Source organism: Nostoc sp. JL33 (assembly GCF_017114985.1).
Classification (GTDB): domain Bacteria; phylum Cyanobacteriota; class Cyanobacteriia; order Cyanobacteriales; family Nostocaceae; genus Nostoc.
Window position 1 is genome coordinate 1 of record NZ_JABXKP010000078.1, and the last position, 21,918, is coordinate 21,918.

General features: G+C 45.2%; 21 protein-coding genes and 1 pseudogene. 8 read left to right on the forward strand and 14 right to left on the reverse strand.

The window, feature by feature from the left end; genetic code table 11:
- From HWQ23_RS22715 to HWQ23_RS22735, 5 genes are all read right to left on the reverse strand, one after another.
- The coding region (locus tag HWQ23_RS22715) for a DUF4142 domain-containing protein (RefSeq protein ID WP_292833176.1) at window positions 1-681 on the reverse strand (681 nt) is incomplete at its 3' end.
- A gap of 102 nt (window positions 682-783) precedes the next feature.
- Window positions 784-1,671, reverse strand: a complete 888-nt coding sequence (locus HWQ23_RS22720) for an NAD(P)-dependent oxidoreductase (protein ID WP_292833178.1) — start codon at window positions 1,669-1,671, stop codon at window positions 784-786.
- 241 nt (window positions 1,672-1,912) lie between these two features.
- Window positions 1,913-2,983: an aldo/keto reductase gene (locus HWQ23_RS22725; protein ID WP_292833180.1), complete on the reverse strand. Its 1,071-nt coding sequence runs from the start codon at window positions 2,981-2,983 to the stop codon at window positions 1,913-1,915.
- A 189-nt stretch (window positions 2,984-3,172) separates the two neighbouring features.
- Window positions 3,173-3,595, reverse strand: coding sequence for a hypothetical protein (locus HWQ23_RS22730; protein WP_292833182.1), 423 nt, complete (start codon window positions 3,593-3,595; stop codon window positions 3,173-3,175).
- Window positions 3,592-3,969: a DUF6632 domain-containing protein gene (locus tag HWQ23_RS22735; RefSeq protein ID WP_292833184.1), complete on the reverse strand. Its 378-nt coding sequence runs from the start codon at window positions 3,967-3,969 to the stop codon at window positions 3,592-3,594. The genes HWQ23_RS22730 and HWQ23_RS22735 overlap by 4 nt, the downstream gene beginning before the upstream one ends.
- A 141-nt stretch (window positions 3,970-4,110) precedes the next feature.
- Between HWQ23_RS22735 and HWQ23_RS22740 the strand changes: the two genes are divergently transcribed.
- On the forward strand, window positions 4,111-4,431 hold the full coding sequence (locus HWQ23_RS22740) for a hypothetical protein (protein WP_292833186.1): 321 nt from the start codon (window positions 4,111-4,113) through the stop codon (window positions 4,429-4,431).
- Window positions 4,385-4,756, forward strand: a complete 372-nt coding sequence (locus tag HWQ23_RS22745) for a hypothetical protein (RefSeq protein ID WP_292833188.1) — start codon at window positions 4,385-4,387, stop codon at window positions 4,754-4,756. Before HWQ23_RS22740 ends, HWQ23_RS22745 begins: the two co-directional genes overlap by 47 nt.
- A gap of 226 nt (window positions 4,757-4,982) precedes the next feature.
- Here HWQ23_RS22745 and HWQ23_RS22750 read toward each other — a convergent pair whose 3' ends face one another.
- The 6 genes and pseudogenes from HWQ23_RS22750 to HWQ23_RS22775 all read right to left on the reverse strand — a co-directional run.
- A complete protein-coding gene (locus HWQ23_RS22750) occupies window positions 4,983-5,912 on the reverse strand; it encodes a cation diffusion facilitator family transporter (protein ID WP_292833190.1) in 930 nt (309 codons plus the stop codon).
- 455 nt (window positions 5,913-6,367) lie between these two features.
- Window positions 6,368-8,581 carry a xanthine dehydrogenase family protein molybdopterin-binding subunit gene (locus tag HWQ23_RS22755; RefSeq protein ID WP_292833192.1) on the reverse strand — a complete coding sequence of 738 codons (2,214 nt, stop codon included), beginning with the start codon at window positions 8,579-8,581 and terminating at the stop codon, window positions 6,368-6,370.
- On the reverse strand, window positions 8,578-9,561 hold the full coding sequence (locus HWQ23_RS22760) for an FAD binding domain-containing protein (protein WP_292833194.1): 984 nt from the start codon (window positions 9,559-9,561) through the stop codon (window positions 8,578-8,580). Before HWQ23_RS22760 ends, HWQ23_RS22755 begins: the two co-directional genes overlap by 4 nt.
- Window positions 9,548-10,171, reverse strand: a complete 624-nt coding sequence (locus HWQ23_RS22765) for a (2Fe-2S)-binding protein (RefSeq protein WP_292833197.1) — start codon at window positions 10,169-10,171, stop codon at window positions 9,548-9,550. The genes HWQ23_RS22760 and HWQ23_RS22765 overlap by 14 nt, the downstream gene beginning before the upstream one ends.
- A gap of 358 nt (window positions 10,172-10,529) precedes the next feature.
- Complete coding sequence (locus HWQ23_RS22770; protein ID WP_292833200.1) at window positions 10,530-10,652, reverse strand: hypothetical protein; 123 nt, start codon at window positions 10,650-10,652, stop codon at window positions 10,530-10,532.
- Window positions 10,653-10,883: 231 nt separating this feature from the next.
- Window positions 10,884-11,032, reverse strand: a pseudogene (locus HWQ23_RS22775) (IS630 family transposase); the annotation flags it as partial.
- A 471-nt stretch (window positions 11,033-11,503) separates the two neighbouring features.
- Here HWQ23_RS22775 and HWQ23_RS22780 point away from each other — a divergent pair.
- Window positions 11,504-13,450 (forward strand): APC family permease, encoded by a 1,947-nt coding sequence (locus HWQ23_RS22780; RefSeq protein ID WP_292833203.1) that lies wholly within the window; start codon window positions 11,504-11,506, stop codon window positions 13,448-13,450.
- A gap of 258 nt (window positions 13,451-13,708) precedes the next feature.
- Window positions 13,709-14,311 carry a Uma2 family endonuclease gene (locus HWQ23_RS22785; protein WP_292833206.1) on the forward strand — a complete coding sequence of 201 codons (603 nt, stop codon included), beginning with the start codon at window positions 13,709-13,711 and terminating at the stop codon, window positions 14,309-14,311.
- A 15-nt stretch (window positions 14,312-14,326) separates the two neighbouring features.
- Here HWQ23_RS22785 and HWQ23_RS22790 read toward each other — a convergent pair whose 3' ends face one another.
- On the reverse strand, window positions 14,327-15,112 hold the full coding sequence (locus HWQ23_RS22790; RefSeq protein ID WP_292833210.1) for an SDR family oxidoreductase: 786 nt from the start codon (window positions 15,110-15,112) through the stop codon (window positions 14,327-14,329).
- A 161-nt stretch (window positions 15,113-15,273) separates the two neighbouring features.
- Window positions 15,274-16,113, reverse strand: a complete 840-nt coding sequence (locus tag HWQ23_RS22795; RefSeq protein WP_292833213.1) for a nuclear transport factor 2 family protein — start codon at window positions 16,111-16,113, stop codon at window positions 15,274-15,276.
- A gap of 84 nt (window positions 16,114-16,197) precedes the next feature.
- Between HWQ23_RS22795 and murG the strand changes: the two genes are divergently transcribed.
- Both murG and HWQ23_RS22805 read left to right on the forward strand, forming a co-directional pair.
- Window positions 16,198-17,271 carry an undecaprenyldiphospho-muramoylpentapeptide beta-N-acetylglucosaminyltransferase gene (gene murG, locus HWQ23_RS22800; RefSeq protein ID WP_292833215.1) on the forward strand — a complete coding sequence of 358 codons (1,074 nt, stop codon included), beginning with the start codon at window positions 16,198-16,200 and terminating at the stop codon, window positions 17,269-17,271.
- Between the two features lie 64 nt (window positions 17,272-17,335).
- A complete protein-coding gene (locus tag HWQ23_RS22805; RefSeq protein ID WP_292833217.1) occupies window positions 17,336-18,652 on the forward strand; it encodes a murein transglycosylase A family protein in 1,317 nt (438 codons plus the stop codon).
- A gap of 79 nt (window positions 18,653-18,731) precedes the next feature.
- Here HWQ23_RS22805 and HWQ23_RS22810 read toward each other — a convergent pair whose 3' ends face one another.
- A complete protein-coding gene (locus HWQ23_RS22810; RefSeq protein ID WP_292833219.1) occupies window positions 18,732-19,094 on the reverse strand; it encodes a VOC family protein in 363 nt (120 codons plus the stop codon).
- Between the two features lie 808 nt (window positions 19,095-19,902).
- Between HWQ23_RS22810 and psbA the strand changes: the two genes are divergently transcribed.
- Both psbA and HWQ23_RS22820 read left to right on the forward strand, forming a co-directional pair.
- A complete protein-coding gene (gene psbA / locus HWQ23_RS22815) occupies window positions 19,903-20,985 on the forward strand; it encodes a photosystem II q(b) protein (RefSeq protein ID WP_104905973.1) in 1,083 nt (360 codons plus the stop codon).
- Between the two features lie 380 nt (window positions 20,986-21,365).
- Window positions 21,366-21,875 carry a hypothetical protein gene (locus HWQ23_RS22820; RefSeq protein ID WP_292833221.1) on the forward strand — a complete coding sequence of 170 codons (510 nt, stop codon included), beginning with the start codon at window positions 21,366-21,368 and terminating at the stop codon, window positions 21,873-21,875.
- Window positions 21,876-21,918 lie beyond the last annotated feature (43 nt).

Here is a 21,918-nt window from a genome sequence, read left to right on the forward strand (position 1 = left end):
ACTTGGGCTGCTAGTTGAACTTGGGCTGCTAGTTGAACTTGGGCTGCTAGTTGAAGTTCCACGATTAACAATAGAACGAACCTGTTGCAGGTGTTCTTGGAGGGTTGGCAGCGTTTGAGCCGCAAATGCTTTCACGTCTGGATCTTGTCCCTGTTGAGCTTCACGCACAAATGCAGAGACATCCTTTTGATGAGCTTGAAGCATCTGATTTAGATATTGGCGATCAAAGTTAGTACCAGAAAGTTTGGATAAGCGTTGCTTTACTTGCTGATTTTTGCTGCCGATACTAGTTGGCAGCGTGACACGTTTTTGAGCCGCCAACTGTTTGAGTTGATTGTTTACCGGGGTATGATCTTGAACCATATGCTGTCCAAACTGTTTTACCACATTGCTGGTTCCACGTTGTGATGCCAGTTTTCCTAGTTGGACTTCTGCTAAACCATCTTGAGCGGCTTCAGTCATGAACTGTCTGTCTAAAGAACTCAGCCGATTTTGCCCTGATGCAGTTGGTGATACACTTGGTGATGCAGTTGGGGATGGACTCTCAGTTGCTTGTACAGGAACACTTGTAGCCGGTGGAGCTTCAGATGTATTCTGGCCAGGGGTAGTTTGTGTGCAACCAGTCGCCATAGATAAAGCGATCGCAACTAGACCAGTAGAGAGTATTTTGAAGTTGGACATAATTAATGTTTTCCTTAGGTAAAGCTATATCTTGAAACGTCGAATGAAAAACAAGCGCGATCGCACGCTTAAGTAAGCTACAAACAAAGCCGAAATTTACAGTTATGATTTAATGGTTACTCCTGCTTCTAACTCCAAAGCTTTAATCAATGCCGATGCATTGTCTTCGCCCCATCCTTGATTAACTGCTGTTTTAATGGTTTCTCTGACAATTGCCGCAGCAGGCATTGGAGAATTTAAATCTTGGGCAAATCGAGCGATTAAATTGGCATCTTTCAACAGATGCTTTAAGGCGAAATTCGGTGTAAAGTCCCGATTCACCAGCATCTTGCCGATGCCGTCAAAAATCGGAGAGCGAAAATCTACCACATGCAGGACATCAAGAACGTCTTGTGGATTCAGTCCGGCTTTGGTTGCCAGAACCAGCGCTTCCCCTAAAGCTTCGATTTGGGTTGCCACAATGGAGTTACCAATGAGTTTCATCGATGCGCCTTTGCCAGTGTCACCCAGGTAATGGATCGTTTCGCTTAACGGCTCTAAAATTGGTTTGACTTGCTCAAATATCTCCTGTTTGCCACCAACGACAATCCACAATCCCCCAGTTGCGGATTCGTTTTTACTGCCGAAAACCGGGGCATCAAGAAACTCAACCTGCTTTTCGGCATAAGCTGCGGCTTGTTTGCCGGAGGTGTCGGGATGAACTGTACTCATGTCGATCGCAATTTGTCCCGATCGCACGTTCGATAAAATGCCATCTTGCCCAAACACAACCTCTTCAACTGCATTGTCATTGGCTAGGGAGTAGATAATCACCTCGGCATTTTCTACAGCTTGTGCAGGTGTTTGTCCTTGGGTTGCACCTTGTTCTACTAAAGGCTTACAAGACTCTGGGCTGCGATTCCAAACCCGCAAATCGTAACCAGCTTTGAGCAAGTTGGTTGCCATGCCACTGCCCATGATGCCGAGTCCTAAATATGCAATGCGTTTCATAATGATGTTCTCGCATAGTGTCTTACTTCAAGAAATTCTGAACATGATCCGACCCACAAAATTTATTGAAGTCAGTCTCCTTCTACCTTCCTATAACATTTCAAGGCTTTGAGGATAAATACATCTTCCAATCGACAGACTCAGCAGTAGATGTAACTCACACCTGCAAAATTGCGGCAGCTACGCCCGTCGTAGATATCGCTGTTTGGGTAAACAAAACCGTTAAAGATAGTATTAATATTTACCCCAGCCAAGCTGGATTCATGGCTGTACTATCATTTTGGGTTGTAGTCTTATATCGTTCGTACTGCCCTTTAGCTGCTGCCTCACGGGTACGCGCTAACAGTGCTGTAACTCGTGCCTGATCCATTGGCTCAAAGGTGCGGACTGCCTCAAACGCCTGGTCTAAAATCCTCATGCTGTCGATGCCCGTAATTACCACTGAGGTTGGTAAATTCATTGCGTAGTGCAGGCACTCGATCGCACTCACCGTGTTGCTTCTGAGAATGTAAGACTCCCCGATGCTTTTCATTCCCAGGACACCAATGTTGTTTTTCACTAGCACAGGTAAAACCTGATGTTCAAAACTTCTAAAATGTGCATCCATCACATTCAAGGGCATCTGCACGGTATCGAAGTGGAAACCATTTTGTGCCGCAGCTTCCAGCATCTGAAGGTGAATCTGGGGATTTTTATGTCCTGTGAAACCAATATAGCGAATTTTGCCCGCTTTCTGTGCTTCCAGAACTGCCTCCATTGAGCCACCGGGAGCAAAAACCCGATCAGGGTCTTCAAAACGGAGTATTTCATGATGCTGCAATAAATCAATGTGATCGACTTGCAAATCTTTGAGTGATTCATCAATCTGCATTTTGGCAGCGCCTTTAGTGCGTCCGTCGATTTTCGTCATTAAAAAAACTTTTTGACGATAACCATTCTTAAGAGCATTTCCCATCCAACGGTGGCTACGTCCGTTGTTATAGTCCCAAGAGTTATCCATAAAGTTGATGCCGCGATCGATGGCACTGCGGATCAGCTTGATACTTTCTTGCTCTTCTTGAATTTTTCCAATATGATACCCCCCCAAACCAATCACAGATACTTGTTCTTTGGTGCGTCCGAGGTTGCGATACAACATTTCGCCGCGTCGAGTTGGAGTGGCTGAGGTTTGGGCTTGCAGTTGAGTATTTTCATCAACAGGTTTTGTTTGGGCAAGCAGCGGTTGCAAAAATCCTTCCGAAACCGCAAGTCCTGCTGCCACTAATCCTGAAGCAGAAGCAGTTTTTAACAAGCTGCGTCTACTAATTTCCATAATTGTCTCCTACAAGTAACAACAGGAATGAGCCGTATAGTATCACGGCAATCTGTCATAGAGACTCTAACTAAGGTGTGTTTTGAAGCATACTCCGCAAGATGTATTCACAATGCTTACCTTTTGTTAAGCTTGCTTGATTTAAAACTTTATAGGAACAGCCGGTAAGCGTAAAACTCAGTGGCAAGGCTAAAATGTTGCAAAAAAATTGTAGGTTGGGGAGCCACTGCGTTGCGCGGGTTCCCCGCGTTGTAGCAAGTGGCGTTGGAGGCTTTGCGTAACCCAACATCCTGATATGTGTTGGGTTGCGCTCCGCTCCACCCAACCTACATCTAATGCACAATTTTTTTGCTTGCCACGCCAGTAGGTTGGGTAGAACGAAGTGGAACCCAACATCAAGTCTGAATATTTGCGAACCCCTTTTACGGTGACGTGTACTAAGGGACTTCCAAGTAAAAAAATAAGTAGATGGACAAAAATATTTACAGTTATTGCAAGCAAACCTTTCCCGGAGCGTCTCGTTGGCGCTGCCTCTCGTAGAGAAGAGAAGCAACGCCAGCCCTTGCGATCGCCTTTGCTTGCCCGATGTACAGACATTCTATGCCAGTTCATGTATCTGATACCACTTTGTGCGGTACTAAAAAACCAAGTACAATTGCTACCAAGAACAATGCTGGAACATCACCAAACAGGTGTCCCTGTTCAACAGGGTCAATTACTGCATGTACCGCCATGATCAGCCCGTGGACTACACTTGACCAGACGGTGAACCAGATTAAACTGAGGTGAGCTTCTGGTTGCCTTGAAGCCAACAGCAAAAAGACACCAAGCGTTGCATAAATACCAATGATCATCTGTTCGTATTCGTGCTGACCTGGTTGCCATAACCAGCCTGATGCCCAGACCTGACTTAGCGGATAGATCAGTAGAAAAACTATTCCAATAAGAACCAGAGCGATTTGTAAGTACCGATCACGCTCATTCATTGCTTTAACCTCCGCTATTTTCTAGTGCAGTCTCTAACAAAACTGTATAATTTTGTGATTGTATTCCCACTGGTGACACTTCAGCTTTGGAGTGTTATAAATTTAAATGCTTCTTGTGGTTTAAAACTGATTCAACTGTGAATGCAAGTTGATGCATTCACAATGCAAGCCGATGCATTCACAATGCAAGTCGATACATTCACAATGCAAGCCGATGCATTCACAATGCAAGCCGATGCATTCACAATGCAAGTCGATGCATTCACAATGCAAGTCGATGCATTCACAATGCAAGCCGATGCATTCACAATGCTTACCTTTTGTTTCAGCTTGCCCAATTTAAAACTTTATCTTACTGATAGATTTTTGGTTGCAATGGGTACATTAAATTTATACTATCTGAGTAGATACATTTATGACTATCCAAGATACAACACGCCGTTTGCGCCCTCAAACCATTAGTCAAGATATTAGCTCATTCCACGGTTTGCAAACCGTCACCACCTACAATACAACTCGTGCTGATGCCTCATCTGCAAAGTTACAGGAACTTTATCAGGGGATGTTGATTTCTCAACAAATCGAAACGGAGAAACTAGCTTTATACCGTGCTGCTTCTGATGCTGGCCGATTAGCAGAATGGGAATATCATAATGCTGTATTAGCGATGAAAGAAGTTGTGCGCGGGCAATATGGTTCAGATAGTGATCAAGCTCAAGCTGTGGGACTGAAGAAAAAATCAGACCGCAAGCGCCCTTCTCGCAAAAAGCTAGTTGCGATGGCGTAACCGCCGGCTGGAAGCGATCGCAAGTTAATCAACTTGATTAAGATTGAAAATTAGCGATCGCTAATCGGATGATTGAGCTTTCATCGTTTCGGCGATGCCTACGGCTGGCTACGCCGAAGCATTGTAAGTAGTCGGCGTTGCAATTTATGAGAGATGCGAACTGCCGAAGGCGGCAGCGCTTCGCTATCGCGCAATTCCTGAAAGCTCAACGGCAGCAATTAATCTCTTATTTCATATTTTGCATTTGCTGATTGCTCGGACGCTCCAACTCCAAATCGTCCCAAGAAACTGGATCTTCTACAGGTTCCAGGTGAGTTGTAACGTGGGTTGAAGGCAGCACCCGAAGAATAGCAAGCTCAATTACCTCGCACAAATCGTGCCCTTGTTGCACTGTCCAAGATCCAGGCACAAGAACATGAAAGGAAACAAAGCGGCGGGTTCCAGCAGTGCGGGTTCGCAAGGCATGGAACTGGATGTCCTGATGTTTGTACTCGTTAAGGATGCTTTTGATTGCGTCAATTTCTTTTTTAGGCAAAGCTGCATCCAGTAACGCGCTACTGGTTTCCCGCAGCAAACGAAATCCTGTCCAAGTAATATTTACTGCTACTATCAGTGCAACAATTGGATCGAGCACGAGAGCGCCTGTTAGCTGGACGAGAATGATTCCAATTACTACACCACCCGAAGTCACCACATCAGTAAACAAGTGGTGAGCATCAGCCCTCAGTGTAATGGAACGTAACCGTCGCCCTGCCCGTAGCAAGATAAAAGCAACAACGCCGTTGATTGCAGTTGCAAAGAGGGAGAGTGCTAACCCGAATCCCAGCTGTGTTAATGGTTCTGGATGCAACAAGCGTCCCCAAGCTTCAACAGCAATACTAATAGCTGCTACTATAATCAACGCACCTTCTGCACCACTGGAGAAGTATTCGGCTTTAGAATGCCCAAAGGCGTGTTCGGCATCGGCTGGTTTATCAGCATAGGTCAATGCCCATAGAGCGACTAATGCTGCTACGAGATTTACAATTGATTCAATAGCATCTGAAAGCAAACCTACTGACCCGGTTAGCAGGTAAGCGCCAAATTTTAGGGCAATAGTGACGATTGCCGCTACAATCGACAAGAAAGCGTAGGAGCGGGCTGTTCGACTACTCATCTCGGTGACAGACGTAATTACAGTGATTCCGAGCTAAGAGTACCAAATTTTACTTGAGTTGGTCATCAGTCCTGAGACTTCTACTGATTAGTAAAAGAAACTACAGGATATCATTGCCAGTATGAACTTCTTGCTCATACTGGTCAACTCAGATGTTGCACCTAGCCCTAGCGATTAGAAATCGCGGCTATACAACGAACGCGAACAGCGTCTGGCAGAGAAGTCCGCCTATCGCGCTTGCGCTGCGCTTCTCTGCGAGACGCTTTGCGAACGCGCACCACGCAAACTAACGCAAAATCAAGGCTTTTCAACCTGCGGAGGCAAGTTTTGTCTGTGTAGCCACGACTTCTAGTCGCCTGGTGCAAGATATAAGTAATGTAGCGATCGCTAATCGGATGATTGAGCTTTCATCGTTTCGGCGATGCCTACGGCTGGCTACGCCTACGCAAATCGATCTACAGCAGCTTGTCTAATGTAATTGGCAAATCGCGGACGCGCTTACCTGTGGCATGATAAACAGCGTTAGCGATCGCCGCCGCAGTTCCGGTAATGCCAATTTCACCAATTCCTTTGACACCAAGCGGGTTGATATGTGGATCGTGTTCATCAACGAACAGCACCTGAATATCAGGAACGTCTGCATTCACTGGTACGTGATACTCAGCTAAATCATGGTTGACAACGCGCCCTCGGTTCGGGTCTGTTAGCGTGTGTTCCATTAGCGCCATGCCAATACCATAGACAATTCCACCGATTAGCTGACTGTTGGCTGTTTTCGCATTCAGTATGCGTCCCACGCCAAATGTTCCCACCCAGCGCGTTACTCGCACTTCACCTAAATCAGGTTCAACGCGGACTTCGGCAAACTGCGCTCCAAATGCGTGCATTGAGAACTTCTTTTGTTCCTCTCCCGGCTTGGCATCTGCACGCGCTTCGATCATTTTCATTCCATGCCGTGCCAAGATTGCCCCATAAGTTTCGCTTGCTGACGATTTATTTTTTAAGGAAAAGCTGCCATCTTGGGCAATCACATCCTCAGCGTTTGAACTATAAAGGGGTGATTTTTGATCGGCAAGCGCTAATTGCAAAAGCTGACTGCGAGCTTGATTTCCCGCTAAATGTACCGCCGAACTGACGCTGGCGGCGGTTTGCGAACCACCGGAAACAGGGGTTTGTGGCATCTTAGTATCGCCTAGTTCAAACCGGACTTTGTTAACTGGGAGACCGAGTGCTTCAGCTGCCACTTGAGTCATCACAGTATAAGTTCCCGTACCAATATCTTGGGAACCGCTTTGCACTACGGCTGTACCGTCTGCCATAATTTGAGCGATCGCCGATGCTGGAGAACGGTTGGTAGGATAAGTAGCTGTCGCCATACCCCAACCGATCAAATAATTGCCGTCTCGCATTGAGCGGGGCTGAGGGTTGCGCTTCTGCCAGCCAAACTTTTCTGCCCCTAATTTGTAGCATTGTATGAGTGACTTGCTCGACCAGGGCAGTCCTTTGCTAGGATCGACATCAGCATGGTTACGCAGACGCAGTTCCACCGGATCGATATTCAGCGCATAAGCCAGTTCGTCCATTGCCGATTCTAAGGCGAACGACCCAGAAGCTTCGCCTGGTGCCCGCATATAGGTTGGTGTTCCCTGATCGAGTTGAATCAGACGATGGCTGGTTTCGATATTCGGGCAAGCGTAGAGCATCCGGGCGCTTTTACCAACAGGTTCGATAAATTCATCGAAAGTTGAAGTTTGGGAAGTCCCAGCGTGTCGGAGAGCGGTCAATTTGCCTTCGCGGGTTGCACCGAGAGAAACCTGTTGAATTGTCTCTGGTCGGAAGCCAACAGGCCCATACATCTGTATCCGTCCCAGAACTAATTTCACTGGGCGATTAACTTGCCGGGCTGCGATCGCCGCTATTGGCACATGCGACCAAACCGACCCTTTGCAACCGAAGCCACCGCCAACAAAGTAAGACATAATGCGGACTTTCTCTGGCTCAATTCCTAATACCCCCGCAACTTTTTGTTGAGCCGAAAAGATTCCTTGAGTTGCGTCATACAACAGCAGTTCATCGCCTTGCCAAACTGCTGTTGTGGCATGAGGCTCCATTGGATTGTGATTTTCGATCGGTGTAGTATAGGTTTGCTCGACGCGGACAGCAGCAGTCGCTAGTCCCTGGTTGACATTACCGTGCGCTAAATCGGGCGGCTCGTCTCTAGGGATTTTACCTTTAGGCAAGTATGCCTTAGCGAGGTTGTCCCGCATATTGATGGTCGGTTTCTCTTCGTCATAGCGAACTTGCACCAGTGAAGCAGCGTACATAGCTCGTTCAAAGGTATCGGCAACCACAACACCAATGTGCTGACCGCTATAAAGCACAGCGTTATCTTGCAGCACTTGCAGCTTATTACCGCCGCCTTTTTCTCCCGATGCCTTTGGTGCGTTGAGGTGGGTAATTACTGCTAATACACCCGGTACTTGTTCCGCCGCTTTTGTATCGATTTGGGCAATCTTACCTTTGGCGATCGTGCTTTGAATCGTGACTCCATAAGTCATTTTGGCGATCGGAAACTCTGCCGAATAGCGTGCGCCACCCGTTACCTTGAGATGTCCATCGACTCGATTTAGCGGTTTGCCGACAACTGTATTTGTATCCCCTGTATTCATGCCATCCCTCCCACGGTTGTCAGCGCCTTAACAATTGTGCGTTTAGTTAGTTCGACCTTAAAGCCGTTGTATTTTTGAGGTTTAGCTCCGGCGATCGCAACTGAGGCTGCTGCTTGAAATGTTGCCTGGTTTGCGGGTTTGTTCAGAAGTGCTTTTTCAGCTTCGTATGCACGCCAGGGCTTTGTTCCTACGCCACCAAGGGCAATGCGTGCCGAGCGAATAATCCCATTTTGAATATCTAATGCTGCCGCAACCGATGCCATTGCAAAAGCATAAGAGGCGCGATCGCGGACTTTTAAATAGTGCGATCGCTGGGCAAAGTTTGAAGCAGGTAAGTCAACGCCAACTATTAACTCTCCGTGTTGTAAAACTGTCTCTCTTTCTGGTGTATCGCCAGGTAAAAGATGAAAATCTACAAGGGGAATACTCCGCTCTCCATTCGGGCCGCGGGTTTGCACAACTGCATCGAGTGCGATCATTGCCACCGCCATATCAGAGGGATGGGTGGCAATACAGCGATCGCTTCCGCCGAGAATCGCGTGAATCCGGTTGTAACCTTCGATTGCCGGACAACCTGAACCGGGAACGCGCTTGTTACACGGCATGGAAGTGTCACGGAAGTAGTAACACCGGGTACGTTGCAGCAAATTTCCGCCCACCGTCGCCATGTTTCGCAGTTGCGGTGATGCCCCAGACAGCAACGCCTCCGATAGCACGGGGTAACGCTCCCGAATTATCGCATCATAGGCAACATCGCTATTACGTGCCATTGCCCCAATCCGTACACCGTTACCTTGGGTTTCTATCTTGGTTAGCGGTAGTGGGTTAATGTCAACCAACTCTTTTGGGGTCTGGACATTCAGCTTCATCAAATCAATTAAGCTTGTACCGCCTGCCAAGTAAGCAGCTTGCACCTCTGGAGCGACCAACGCCACGGCATTCTCTGCTTGTCCTGCTTTCTTATAGCTAAACGGCTGCATCTTTTTTTCCCTCTAAGACATCGCGGACAGCAGCCACGATATTTGGATAAGCGCCACAACGGCAGATATTGCCGCTCATCAGTTCGCGAATGTCGGCATCGGACTTAGCATGTCCCTCGTTGACTAAACCCACCGCCGAACAAATCTGTCCCGGTGTGCAGTAGCCGCACTGAAACGCATCGTGAGCAAGAAACGCCGCTTGCATCGGGTGCAAATTGTTTCCTTGCTCCAGCCCTTCAATAGTTGCGATCGCGGCATCAGTGTGCATAATCGCAAATGTCAAGCACGAATTAATCCGTTGCCCATCAACCAGCACCGTACAAGCACCGCACTGACCGTGATCACAACCTTTTTTAGTACCAATTAGCCCGATATATTCCCGAAGTGCATCAAGTAAAGTAACACGCGGTTCAATCTGTAAACTATGTGCTGTTCCGTTGACTTGCAGCGTTACCTTCATAGTCTCAGGTGTCGAAGTTGTCAGCATTGGGGTAGTTTTTTTGACTTGAGTTTGTGCTACAGTTTTCCCTACAAAATTACTGATTGTAGCCGCTACTGTGCTGACGACCATCAATTGACCCAACCTGCGACGTCTTAGGATAAACTTCATCTGTTTACTCCATTCTGTTTTTGTTGGTAATAATATTGCGTAATTCTCTTGACTTGAATTCTTTATAGAAAACCACTTTTTTTACAAGCATTTTTCTCAAATGACATTGTTAACAGAATACAATTTATCTTGTTATCCTCTCTCTATCAGAAGATTTATGCCATAAGTACCATCTATTATCAAAACAGAATAAAGGCGTTATTCGTCAAAATTCAGCATGAATTGAAGTTAGTTTATCCGCTCAGAGAGCTAGTAACGCGGCGGCGATAAATTTAGTAATACTACCAGACGCTTCTCTTCTTAGGCTCCGCCAATGCGTAGCTTGCTTAAGGGAAAGGGTACGCACTACGTGTCTAACTCAGTTGCCTGGAGTTGAGCCAGTTTCAGGAATCTGCCACGGCCAAATTACTGATACACTGCGATCGCTTGCAAGCTGGCAATTATTCAGCCGCGTCCAAAAACGGCAGTAAAGATTTGACATCAAAATTATCCGCAAAATCCGAGCGCACAGCTAGCATTAATTGAAACTTAATAACTTCACCGTGGTAGTTAAGTAAGTTGGCAAGAAAATTCCAATGTATGTAACCAAATATAAATTAACGCACCTGACAATTTAAATTTATTAACATAGTTATTAATTTTTGAATTTTCAATCTTCTCTTCTTAGGCTCCGCCAACAATTCCATTATCCAAAATTTAAAATCTAAAATTCGGTGATCGAGCCTAAAGATACATCTAAAATTGTTTGGATTTCTTCGTACAAGTAATCTTGGTACACCAGCTTGACTTGCCTTGCGCTTTTCTTGCCTGACGCGCATCACCGCAAGCAGCGATAAAATCCTGTAACTTTGCGTTAGCGTTGGCGTAGCGTCTCGTAGAGAAGCTCACCGTACCACTACGTGGAAGCAAGCTACGCGTAGCGTCTCGTAGAGAAGGTATCGCAGTTACGATTTGAGTAGCAATTAAGACTTAGATATCTGCTAAGTATGATTGGCTAAAAAACTTTTTAGAATTAGCAAATGGGATTCCGTCGCATGATATTGGGCTTTCAGTAGACCGAAAATTTGGGAAAATGGACGAAATAGTAGGGGTTTCAGCCGTCGTGATTGCGAGGTAATTATAAGAACGTTAAACCGAAAATATACGGTTACAGGATTTATTCTTCCGATACCAGAAGCGGCAATTGAGCTTGATACGCCAGACGAATACGAACAGCTACTATATATTTTGTAAATCGGACAGGATGCTTGACCTACAATAATAATGCTATATCTTTGTAGTTGAAAATTTTAATAAACCACAAAGCCAACTTTTGCAACACAACCGTATTTGATGGCTAAATCAATTCTTTCAAAAAAACAGTTCGGCAGACAGTTAATCAACTGGTTGCTTGAAGAAAACCGAAAAGAGAAGGAAGGGCCTTACCGCAAGGAAGAACCACATCGCCAGCATGCTTGGTGGCAGGTGATGTGCTTGACTGGTGTAGATTATTTCTCGACTCTTGGCTATCAACCTGGGATTGCAGCACTGGCGGCTGGCGCTCTTTCTCCTCTGGCTACCCTGATTCTGGTTTTGCTGACAATCTTTGGAGCATTGCCAATCTACCGGCGCATTGCTGCCGAAAGCCCTCATGGGGAAGGGTCGATCGCAATGTTAGAGCGTTTGCTCCCTTGGTGGCAAGGCAAATTACTTGTGCTATGCCTACTTGGCTTTGTGGGAACCGACTTTATTATTACCATTACCTTGTCGGCTGCTGATGCTACAGCCCATATCATCGAAAATCCGCTCGCTCCAATTTGGCTTCACAATCAGACGATCGCTATCACCCTGATATTAGTTACATTACTAGGCGGAGTTTTCTTGAGAGGTTTCCGAGAAGCAATTGGTATTGCAGTAGTTTTGGTGGGAGTTTATCTGCTGTTAAACTTTATTGTCGTTAGCGTCGGTCTGTATCAGATCCTAACTCACCCACAAGCGATCGCTAACTGGCAGGCTGCACTTTTTGCACGCGATTCCAACCCTGTGATGCTACTCGGCATAGCTCTTTTGATATTCCCCAAGCTAGCGCTGGGATTGTCAGGCTTTGAGACTGGCGTCACCGTTATGCCCCTCGTCAAAGGTAGCAGCAGCAACACCGCGCCGCATACCAAAGGGCGAATTCGGAATACACGCAAGCTGCTCACCACTGCTGCTCTGATTATGAGCTTCTTTTTGCTCACCACCAGCTTTATAACTACTCTACTAATTCCAGTCGCAGAATTTGCATCTGGGGGTAAAGCCAATGGACGGGCCCTTGCTTATTTAGCACATCTGTATTTAGGCAATGGCTTTGGCACATTTTACGATTTAAGTACTATTTCCATTTTGTGGTTTGCAGGTGCATCTGCAATGGCAGGGCTGCTGAATATCGTGCCCCGCTATTTACCACGCTATGGCATGGCACCAAATTGGGCACGAGCAGCGCGACCTTTGGTTTTAGTCTATACAGCGATCGCCTTTGTTGTCACAATTATCTTTCGGGCAAATGTGGAAGCCCAAGGTGGGGCTTACGCAACTGGTGTGCTTGTATTGATCACTTCAGCTGCTTTTGCCGTCACCTTATCAGCTCACCGTCACCAACAGAAGCGGGCAGAACTGATTTTTGGCATTATCACACTGTTATTTTTATATACCACTGTTGTTAATATCATCGAAAGGCCAGAAGGGATTAAGATCGCTGGGTTCTTCATCGGTGCGATCATTTTTACCTCGCTGGTTTCTCGTGTTTGGCGTTCAACGGAACTGCGAACAGAGCGGATCGAGGTTGACGAACTTGCAGGCCAATTCCTTGCCGAAGAGAGCCAGGGAGCAATACGGCTAATTGCAAATCGGTTGAATGTGGGCGATGCCCAAGAGTATTTTTTAAAAGAGAAAGAGGTGCGCGACGATAACCATATTCCACCCAACGATCCAATTCTGTTCTTAGAGATTCATGTATCAGATGCTTCGGAGTTTGCGGATGTGATCAAAGTAAAAGGGGTGCAAGTTGGTGATTATCGGATTCTACGGGCCGAGAGTGCAGCAGTACCTAACGCGATCGCGGCTTTACTGCTCTATATTCGTGACCAAACAGGTAAGATTCCCCATGCCTACTTCGGCTGGGTTGAAGGCAACCCCATACAATACTTACTGCGTTTTATCTTGTTTGGGGAGGGCGATATTGCTGTAGTCACGCGTGAAGTACTCCGTCGGGCTGAAAAGAATCCCCACAGGCGTCCTTGCGTTCATGTCGGGGGGTAAGGATCATGGATGGGCTGTACGCCCTTACCTTAAACAGCAAGGAGGCTCACACTGTACCGCAAGGGAACGTGTAGGTAGTTCACACATGTATCTGTAGTAGACATAGGCGTGAAATTAAATATGCGTTACCCAGAACCCTTGTAGAGACGTAGCAGTGCTACGTCAAAACAATTCTTTTTCACTCCTATGTCTAGTAGGTATTTCTTGAAATGCTATAACTTATAATCAAAACAAGTCTGCCTTCAGGAGATTGACTCAATGACATATATCTCCCCAAAAACCCTTACCTTTGAAGATTTTCTCTCTCAATACCGAGATAATCCCCGCTATGAACTGGCAGATGGAGAACTAATTGACATGGAACCCACTGGCCCGCACGAAACGGTAAGTGGCATTGCAACCCAAATTGGTATCTACCTTGTTGCAGAACAACTCCCCTGGTTTATCCCTCGCACTTGTTTAATTTACCCCTTGGCAGATGCTGCCACAGTTCGTCGTCCTGATGTTGTGGTTCTCGATGAAACTGTTCTCCACCGTGAACCCCTTTGGGAGCGAGAACCCGTAATTACGCTGGGACGTTCGATTAAACTGGTGGTGGAAGTTGTTAGCACCAACTGGGAAACTGACTATGCTCGCAAGGTTGAAGAATATGCACTCTTAGGCATTCCTGAATATTGGATTGTTGATTATCGAGGATTAGGCGGTGTCGCATTTATTGGTAAACCCAAACAACCTACTTTTACCGTCTGCGAACTGGTTGAAGACACCTATACTCAACAACAATATCGGCTAAACCAATCAATTAACTCACCCCTTTTACCCCGTCTGCAACTTCGCCTAGATAATATCTTTCCTCTTTAAGTATCTAACGTAACGCTATTCATCCCCTTCTGTTCGCCGATTAACTAGGGTAGCGCTAGCTTGGTCAACAGGCATTAGCACAACTTCATTAATATTGACATGAGGCGATCGCGTCACACAGAAAAATATCACATCAGCCACATCATCTGCTGTCAGGGGTGTAACTCCCTGATAGACTTTGTTGGCGCGTTCGCTATCTCCGTGAAAGCGCACCTCGCTAAATTCAGTTTCTACCATACCAGGGTCAACGGAAGTTACACGTACCCGCGTTCCCAACAGGTCTTGTTTTAAACCTTCAGAAATTGCCCTCACAGCAGCTTTGGTAGCACAGTAGACATTGCCACCGGGATAGGTTTGATGTCCAGCAATGGAACCTAAATTTACCACATGACCGCGATCGCGACTCACCATTCCCGGAACGACATAGCGAGAAAGGTAAAGTAGACCCTTAACGTTAGTATCAATCATGTCTTCCCAGTCTTGAAAGCTGCCTTCGTGCAACTTGTCTAAACCACGACTTAGACCAGCATTGTTAATTAGAATGTCGATGTCAGACCAGGCGGGGGGTAGAGTCGAAATAGCAGATTCGACAGCGTTGCGATCGCGCACATCTAGCTGTAATAAATGAATTTCAGTCCTAAAATCTTTACTGAGAGTATCTGCTAGCTGCTGCAAACGTTCTAACCGTCGTGCCGCCAAGATCAGTTTTGCACCCGCACCAGCGAAGATTCTCGCACAAGCAGTACCGATACCACTACTTGCACCAGTGATCAAAATGATTTGATTTTCTAAGGAAGTCATTAGGATAGTTAGGAGTCAAGAGTTAATAGTTATGAATTATGAATTAGCACAAGTTTCATAGTTCATAATTTATCATTAGTCGTCTATAACTCCTAACTCCTGTACAGACGCGATTAATCGCGTCTCTGGTAACTCCTGTACAGAGGCGATTAATCGCGTCTCTACTTCTTCACCACTTGCAGGCGCTGAGTTATCATCGTCATTCCATTACCCCGCAGGATGACAGCAGAAACCCATTGGCTACCAGGCGTAGATGGTGCTTGTGCTACTTTAAACAGTCCGCCAGATGTCAGTAATTCCAAATCCACGGATGTGGGGTTGAGATATTTATCCGGTTGGATGGGTTCCTCTAGCGCGGTTCCTAGTAGAAAATCATCACCAAGTGGCTCTTTGACGATCGCATCAAAATTATACTTCTGACCAACTAGCACCTGCTGTGGTAATTTAATATCAACTTGGGGCGGCTTGCTGCCAGAGGTAAGTAGGGTGCGTTCTGACAAAATATCTTGGCGGAGGATTTTTCCGCTTGCAATGCGCTGACGCGATTTAATCGTGGCATTGAGAGCCAAATTATTACTGTTACCGGAGGGTAAGCTAGTTATCTGCGTTTCCGTTTCAGCAATAATCCCATTGCCTTCAGGTTTTGAAGATAGCAGTTTCGTACTGTATTGCAATTTGGGATATCGTTGCCAAAGTGAAGTCAAAGACCTTTCCATCGTTTGAAGGGTTAATCCATCCCCATGAGTGAAATTGGGGCTGTAGAATTGCAACACCCCTTTGACATCGCCCCGGCTGGCGGCTGCATCAACTTGTGTCAACAGTTTTTTCACATCGGCTGGTGCATTTGGGGGTGTACCAGCCTGGACTAATTGTTGTGGTGTCGTCGCTTGAGTGCGTTGCCAACCAGTTGTTAAACCAAAGGTTAGCAGGAAGAAAATCAGCCAGATACTTGCTGGAAATCTAAGTTGGCGTTTCACTAAGGCGGTAATAATGTTAGTCATTGGTAAGAATTTACTGATTTGATTAGAGAAAGTGAGGAAATTGTTTTATCTTAGTTAAGCTAGGCGCTAAACGGTAGAGGTTTGATGGCAAACGCACCGATACGATTATTAATCGCTGCCAGTGGGACTGGTGGACATTTGTTTCCAGCGATCGCACTGGCAGAGAAACTCCCAGATTATCAAATTGAATGGCTGGGAGTACCCAATCGGCTAGAAACTCAACTTGTTCCCAAACAGTATCCCTTGAATACTATTGCAGTTGAAGGGTTTCAGCAAGGGTTTGGACTCTCCTCGATTCGCATTTTGGGTAAACTCGCCCTTTCGATTCTGGAAGTCAGACGAATTCTCAAACAAGGAAATTTTCAAGGCGTGTTTACCACAGGGGGTTACATTGCCGGGCCTGCTGTGATTGCGGCGCGTTCCCTCGGTTTACCCGTGGTTTTCCACGAATCTAACGCTTTACCTGGTAAAGTAACTCGCTTTTTTGGCCCTTGGTGTAGTGCGATCGCCTTGGGATTTGAAGTAGCTGCTAAGTATTTACCCCGTTCCAAAACTGTCTACGTGGGCACTCCCGTAAGAGCGCAATTTCTCGATGGGGCAATTAATCCACCTCTGGATTTAGCCATTCCTGAAGGTGTTCCCTTAATTGTCGTCTTTGGTGGTAGCCAGGGTGCAATTGCGGTTAATAAATTGGTGCGGGAATCTGCAAACGCTTGGTTTGATGCTGGTGCATATATAGTACATTTAACTGGCGATCGCGATCCAGAAGCAGATAGTCTCAAACATCCACAGTACATAGCCTTACCTTTTTACAACAATATGGCGGCGTTGTTGCAACGGGCAACTCTTGCCATTAGTCGTTCTGGCGCAGGTAGCTTGACAGAATTGGCAGTGTGTGGAACGCCAGCGATTTTGATTCCTTACCCCTTTGCCGCAGAAGACCATCAATCTTACAATGCAGACGTATTTACTTCAGCTGGTGCGGCGTTAACTTTGAAGCAATCGGAGTTGACGACCCAAGCATTGCAAAGTAATGTGTTGAATTTGTTGCAGTCACCGCCAGAGTTAGCAAAGATGGCTCAAAAAGCTCGTGCGATCGCAGTTCCCGATAGTGCCGAAAAATTGGCGCAATTAGTGCGTGAGGTGATAGAAACTTAAAAAAATTCGTAATTCGTAATTCGTAATTCTTAATTAAAGACAATAGGAATTTATTTTCCAGGTTATGAATATCTTATTTAACCCAAAATTCCGCCTTGCAGTAGGTTGTGCTGGTTTATTATTTGTCAGTTTAGCGAGTAGCCATCTATATACTCAGTCAAAAAATAAACAGCTAGTTCAACAAGATCAGTCCTTTAGTCAGCAAAAAAATTTTGCCCCACTTCAATCACAGATTTACCTTACTTCCAAATTTCAAAATCCTTTTGTCGCTCAACAAACATCTGATCAGATTATCGCCAAGCAAAACGCTTTTTCATCTTCGGATAATTTGTTAGCAGCATCTGCACCCTATCCAGTTGTCGATGAGTTCAAAAAATATAAATTTAGCATTAATGGCAGCCAGGTTGTTACTCCAGCCAAGCTGCCAAGTAGTAAGGTTAACTTCAATCAAAAAGATTTATTAACGGTTCTCGTTAATACTAGAAAATATTTTCAAGACTACGCTTCAGCAGACCCAGATATTCTGCGTACAGGGATGCTTACCACCCAAGGGGTTACTGTGCCAGATGTTCTCAAAACTTTGGATTTCATGATTGCTATCTTAAAGGAGGATGTTGCTAATAATCGAGCTACTCGTTTACAAGACCCTAAATTTATCAATACCAATTTTCGAGTCATTAAATGGTCTGCCTACAACCCAAATAATAAACAGCAAAAACAATTACGAATTACCAAATATGCTGTCTTTACTCACCCCGGTTCTCGCAAGAAAACCTCTACCTTTAATACACCAATTTATAGCTTAAAAGACAACTCTAATAGCGATAAGTTCTACACTCGATACACAAAGCAGGATGTTTTGTCGGGTATTTATGAACCAGGTGGTAAAGAATTTGGAAAAGTTACAAGTCTCGCTTATCTAACCAGGAATGGCTTAGAAGAGGCAATTATGGAAGGAACAATACTGATTAATTTTACAGATGGTTATCAGGCATTTTTTAATGTAGATAGAAATAATGGAATGTCTTATATTCGCGGATTGAAGGCAACAGCACAAAAGCGTTATTGGTATTTTCGAGAAGTTGATGCTATTAAAGGCTATGGATACAAAATAGATGCAAAAATTTCTATCAAACCCGGAGTCACTTTTGCCGGAGATGTTTTGAATATCGGTTTAGGTAAAGTGATTGTGATTGAGCATACTCAAGGTGGTCGCAAACATCTGCAAATGGGAGTCATCGCCGATACAGGCGGAGCATTTTTACCCAATCTTTATCAACTCGATTTTTTGGCAGGTATTTTTAAGAATAAAAAAGATTTTGGGCAGCATATCACGCAATTGCCAGACTATGCTACAGCATATTTTTTAGTAAAAAAGTAATGCATTGACTTGATGTCAAATATCTAGGCACTGGTCAAAATAATTCGTAATGACGGCGAACGTCATTACGAATTAGTAATTATTTGGTCAACAGTTCTAAGTTGTGACCATTGGGATCATAAAAATAGAAGCCACGACCTTGCTTCCGGTGGTTAATTTGTCCTTTATTCTGATGCATGGGGTCGCTAGTGTATTCAATGCCCGCCTCTTTGATGCGTGCAAAAATTGCATCAAATTCCTCATCACTGACATGGAAGGCATAATGATGCGACTCAAACGCTTCGGCATCGGCGAAGTCGAGTGTCAGTGCATCATTTATATGTACAGCAGCGAAGTGGCCAACGGGAACCTCGACCTCTAAACCAAAAATTTTTGCAAAGAACCTCGCCGATGCTTCCTTGTCATGTACGGGTACTATGGTGTGATTTAAAGTAATTGTCATGTCACACTTCCCCTCCTAATTTCGGTAATAATTCATTTCAACTCTCTATTCAGAGTCGATAAGAACAATGTTCCTTTCTATTTTATCTTTTCAGCGCTAACACCAGAGTAAATATATCGGAATCCGGTTTGATTTTTGAACAAAATTAAGTATTTGTAGCGACTGTCTTAATTGTCAAGTGCGATCGCCTGATGTTGGCGACTGTTTTAAAAGTCAAGCGTTCGCTTTGTTTGTTGAGATTTATGAAGGCGATGCCTACGGCGGGCTGCGCCGGAGCACCTGTATACTTGATCGCGGTGCGACAAAGTTAAGAGTACTTCAACACGATATTTGAGTACCTGAATACGATATTTGAGTACCTGAATACGATATTTGAGTACCTGAACACGATATTTGAGTACCTGAACACGATATTTGAGTACCTGAACACGATATTTGAGTACCTGAACACGATATTTGAGTACTTCAACACGATATTTGAGTACTTCAACACGATATTTGAGTACTTCAACACGATATTTGAGGTATCTGTTTTAACGCGATGTTGAAAGCGATCGCTCAGACATCGAGATCAAAAGTGCGATGCAATCGATATTGTACGGTACGTTATCGGCGTGAGTACAGCACCAAATCCTTAAGAATAATCTCGTACTCTCAGCGATAATCAGAAATAAGCAAAACTAATAACTTCTATCAGTTTTACTGAAGTAATAAAACTTGATAAAAAATTGTAAAGCATTGTAAAGTAGATTCACAGGCAAAAACAAAACTGCCTGATTCATAAATAACTAACCGCACTTATAAAACCATGACAACAACCTTACAACGTCGCGAAAGCGCCAACGTATGGGATCGGTTCTGCGAGTGGATCACCAGCACCAACAACCGTATTTACATCGGTTGGTTCGGCGTAGTCATGATCCCCACCCTGCTAGCCGCCACTGCTTGCTTCGTAATCGCCTTCATCGCCGCACCTCCAGTAGACATCGATGGAATCCGTGAACCTGTTGCAGGTTCCTTAATCTACGGAAACAACATCATCTCTGGTGCAGTAGTACCTTCCTCCAACGCTATCGGCTTGCACTTCTACCCAATTTGGGAAGCAGCTTCTCTAGATGAGTGGTTGTACAACGGCGGCCCTTACCAATTGGTAATTTTCCACTTCCTGATTGGCATATTCTGCTACATGGGTCGTGAATGGGAACTATCCTACCGCTTAGGAATGCGTCCTTGGATTGCGATCGCCTACTCAGCACCAGTAGCAGCAGCAAGTGCAGTATTCTTGGTATACCCCATCGGACAAGGTTCTTTCTCTGATGGTATGCCCTTGGGTATTTCTGGAACATTCAACTTCATGATCGTGTTCCAAGCAGAACACAACATCTTAATGCACCCCTTCCACCAATTAGGTGTAGCAGGTGTATTCGGCGGAAGTTTGTTCTCTGCAATGCACGGTTCTCTTGTTACTTCTTCCTTAGTTCGTGAAACTACCGAAACTGAGTCCCTTAACTACGGTTACAAGTTCGGTCAAGAAGAAGAAACCTACAACATCGTTGCAGCCCACGGCTACTTCGGTCGCTTAATCTTCCAATACGCTTCCTTCAACAACAGCCGCAGCTTGCACTTCTTCTTAGCAGCGTGGCCTGTAATCGGCATCTGGTTTACCGCCTTGGGTGTAAGCACAATGGCGTTCAACTTGAACGGTTTCAACTTTAACCAATCAATCATTGATTCTGAAGGTCGTGTGATTGCAACTTGGGCAGATGTAATCAACCGGGCTAACCTGGGTATGGAAGTAATGCACGAGCGCAACGCTCACAACTTCCCCCTAGATTTGGCTGCTGGTGATTTTGCTCCTGTAGCTCTAACCGCTCCTGCTATCAACGGTTAATCATAATCTGAGATACGCTCTTCACGCTTATCTATAATTAAAAGACGCTCTCCCGAAAGGGGGGGCGTTTTTGCATTAGACATAGGAGTGAAAAAGAATCTAGAGACGTAGCAGTGCTTGTAGAGACGTAGCAGTGCTACGTCTCTACAAGGGTTCTGGGTAACGCATATTTAATTTCACTCCTATGTCTATTGGGTTAATTGGTACGTTAAGCATGGCACTGGTTTCTGAAGTGTAAGAATAGTGATGGGTGTTGCATCAAAACAGACTGCTATAGTTCAGAACTTAGGCAATAATTATCAAAAAGTAAATTTTACGGGTAATAATTGCTAGCAGCGCTGATAATTGCCTCAAAGCTCAAGTATAAGGAGAAGCCAAGAATGATTTTACACCGTGGGCGTAGGGTAGTAGCTGCTTTGTTGCTGTCAGTGGTACTACTGACAACAGCCTGTACTCCAAAAGCACCTGGACGTTTTGACCAGGTGCAAAAAGAAAGTACTCAACAAAAACGCGGTCAAGCGGTAAGTAAGACCGCAACTCAGGGTAGCGAATTTAATAAACTTTTCCCTGATGCAGGTGATGGCTACCAGCGCGTCTATACCCAAGAGAAAAAAGGCTTTGCGGAAGCGAAGTTGAAAAAAGGCGGTAAAGATATAGCATTGCTATCTATTTCTGATACCACCAGCACACCGAGTACAGCAGCAAAGTTCTCGAAGAGTACCAAAAAAATTGGCGGTTATCCCGCAGTAGAAGTTGGTAAGACGCAAACTGCAATTTTGGTAGGTAAGTACCAAGTAAAAGCACTTTCCCGTGATTCGTCATTTACAGCTAGCGATCGCGCAGATTGGCTAAAGAAGTTTAATCTTAATGGTCTGGCTAAACTGCAATGATTTGCACTACGAAGATTCAGATAATAAAACCTAAATAAGGAGA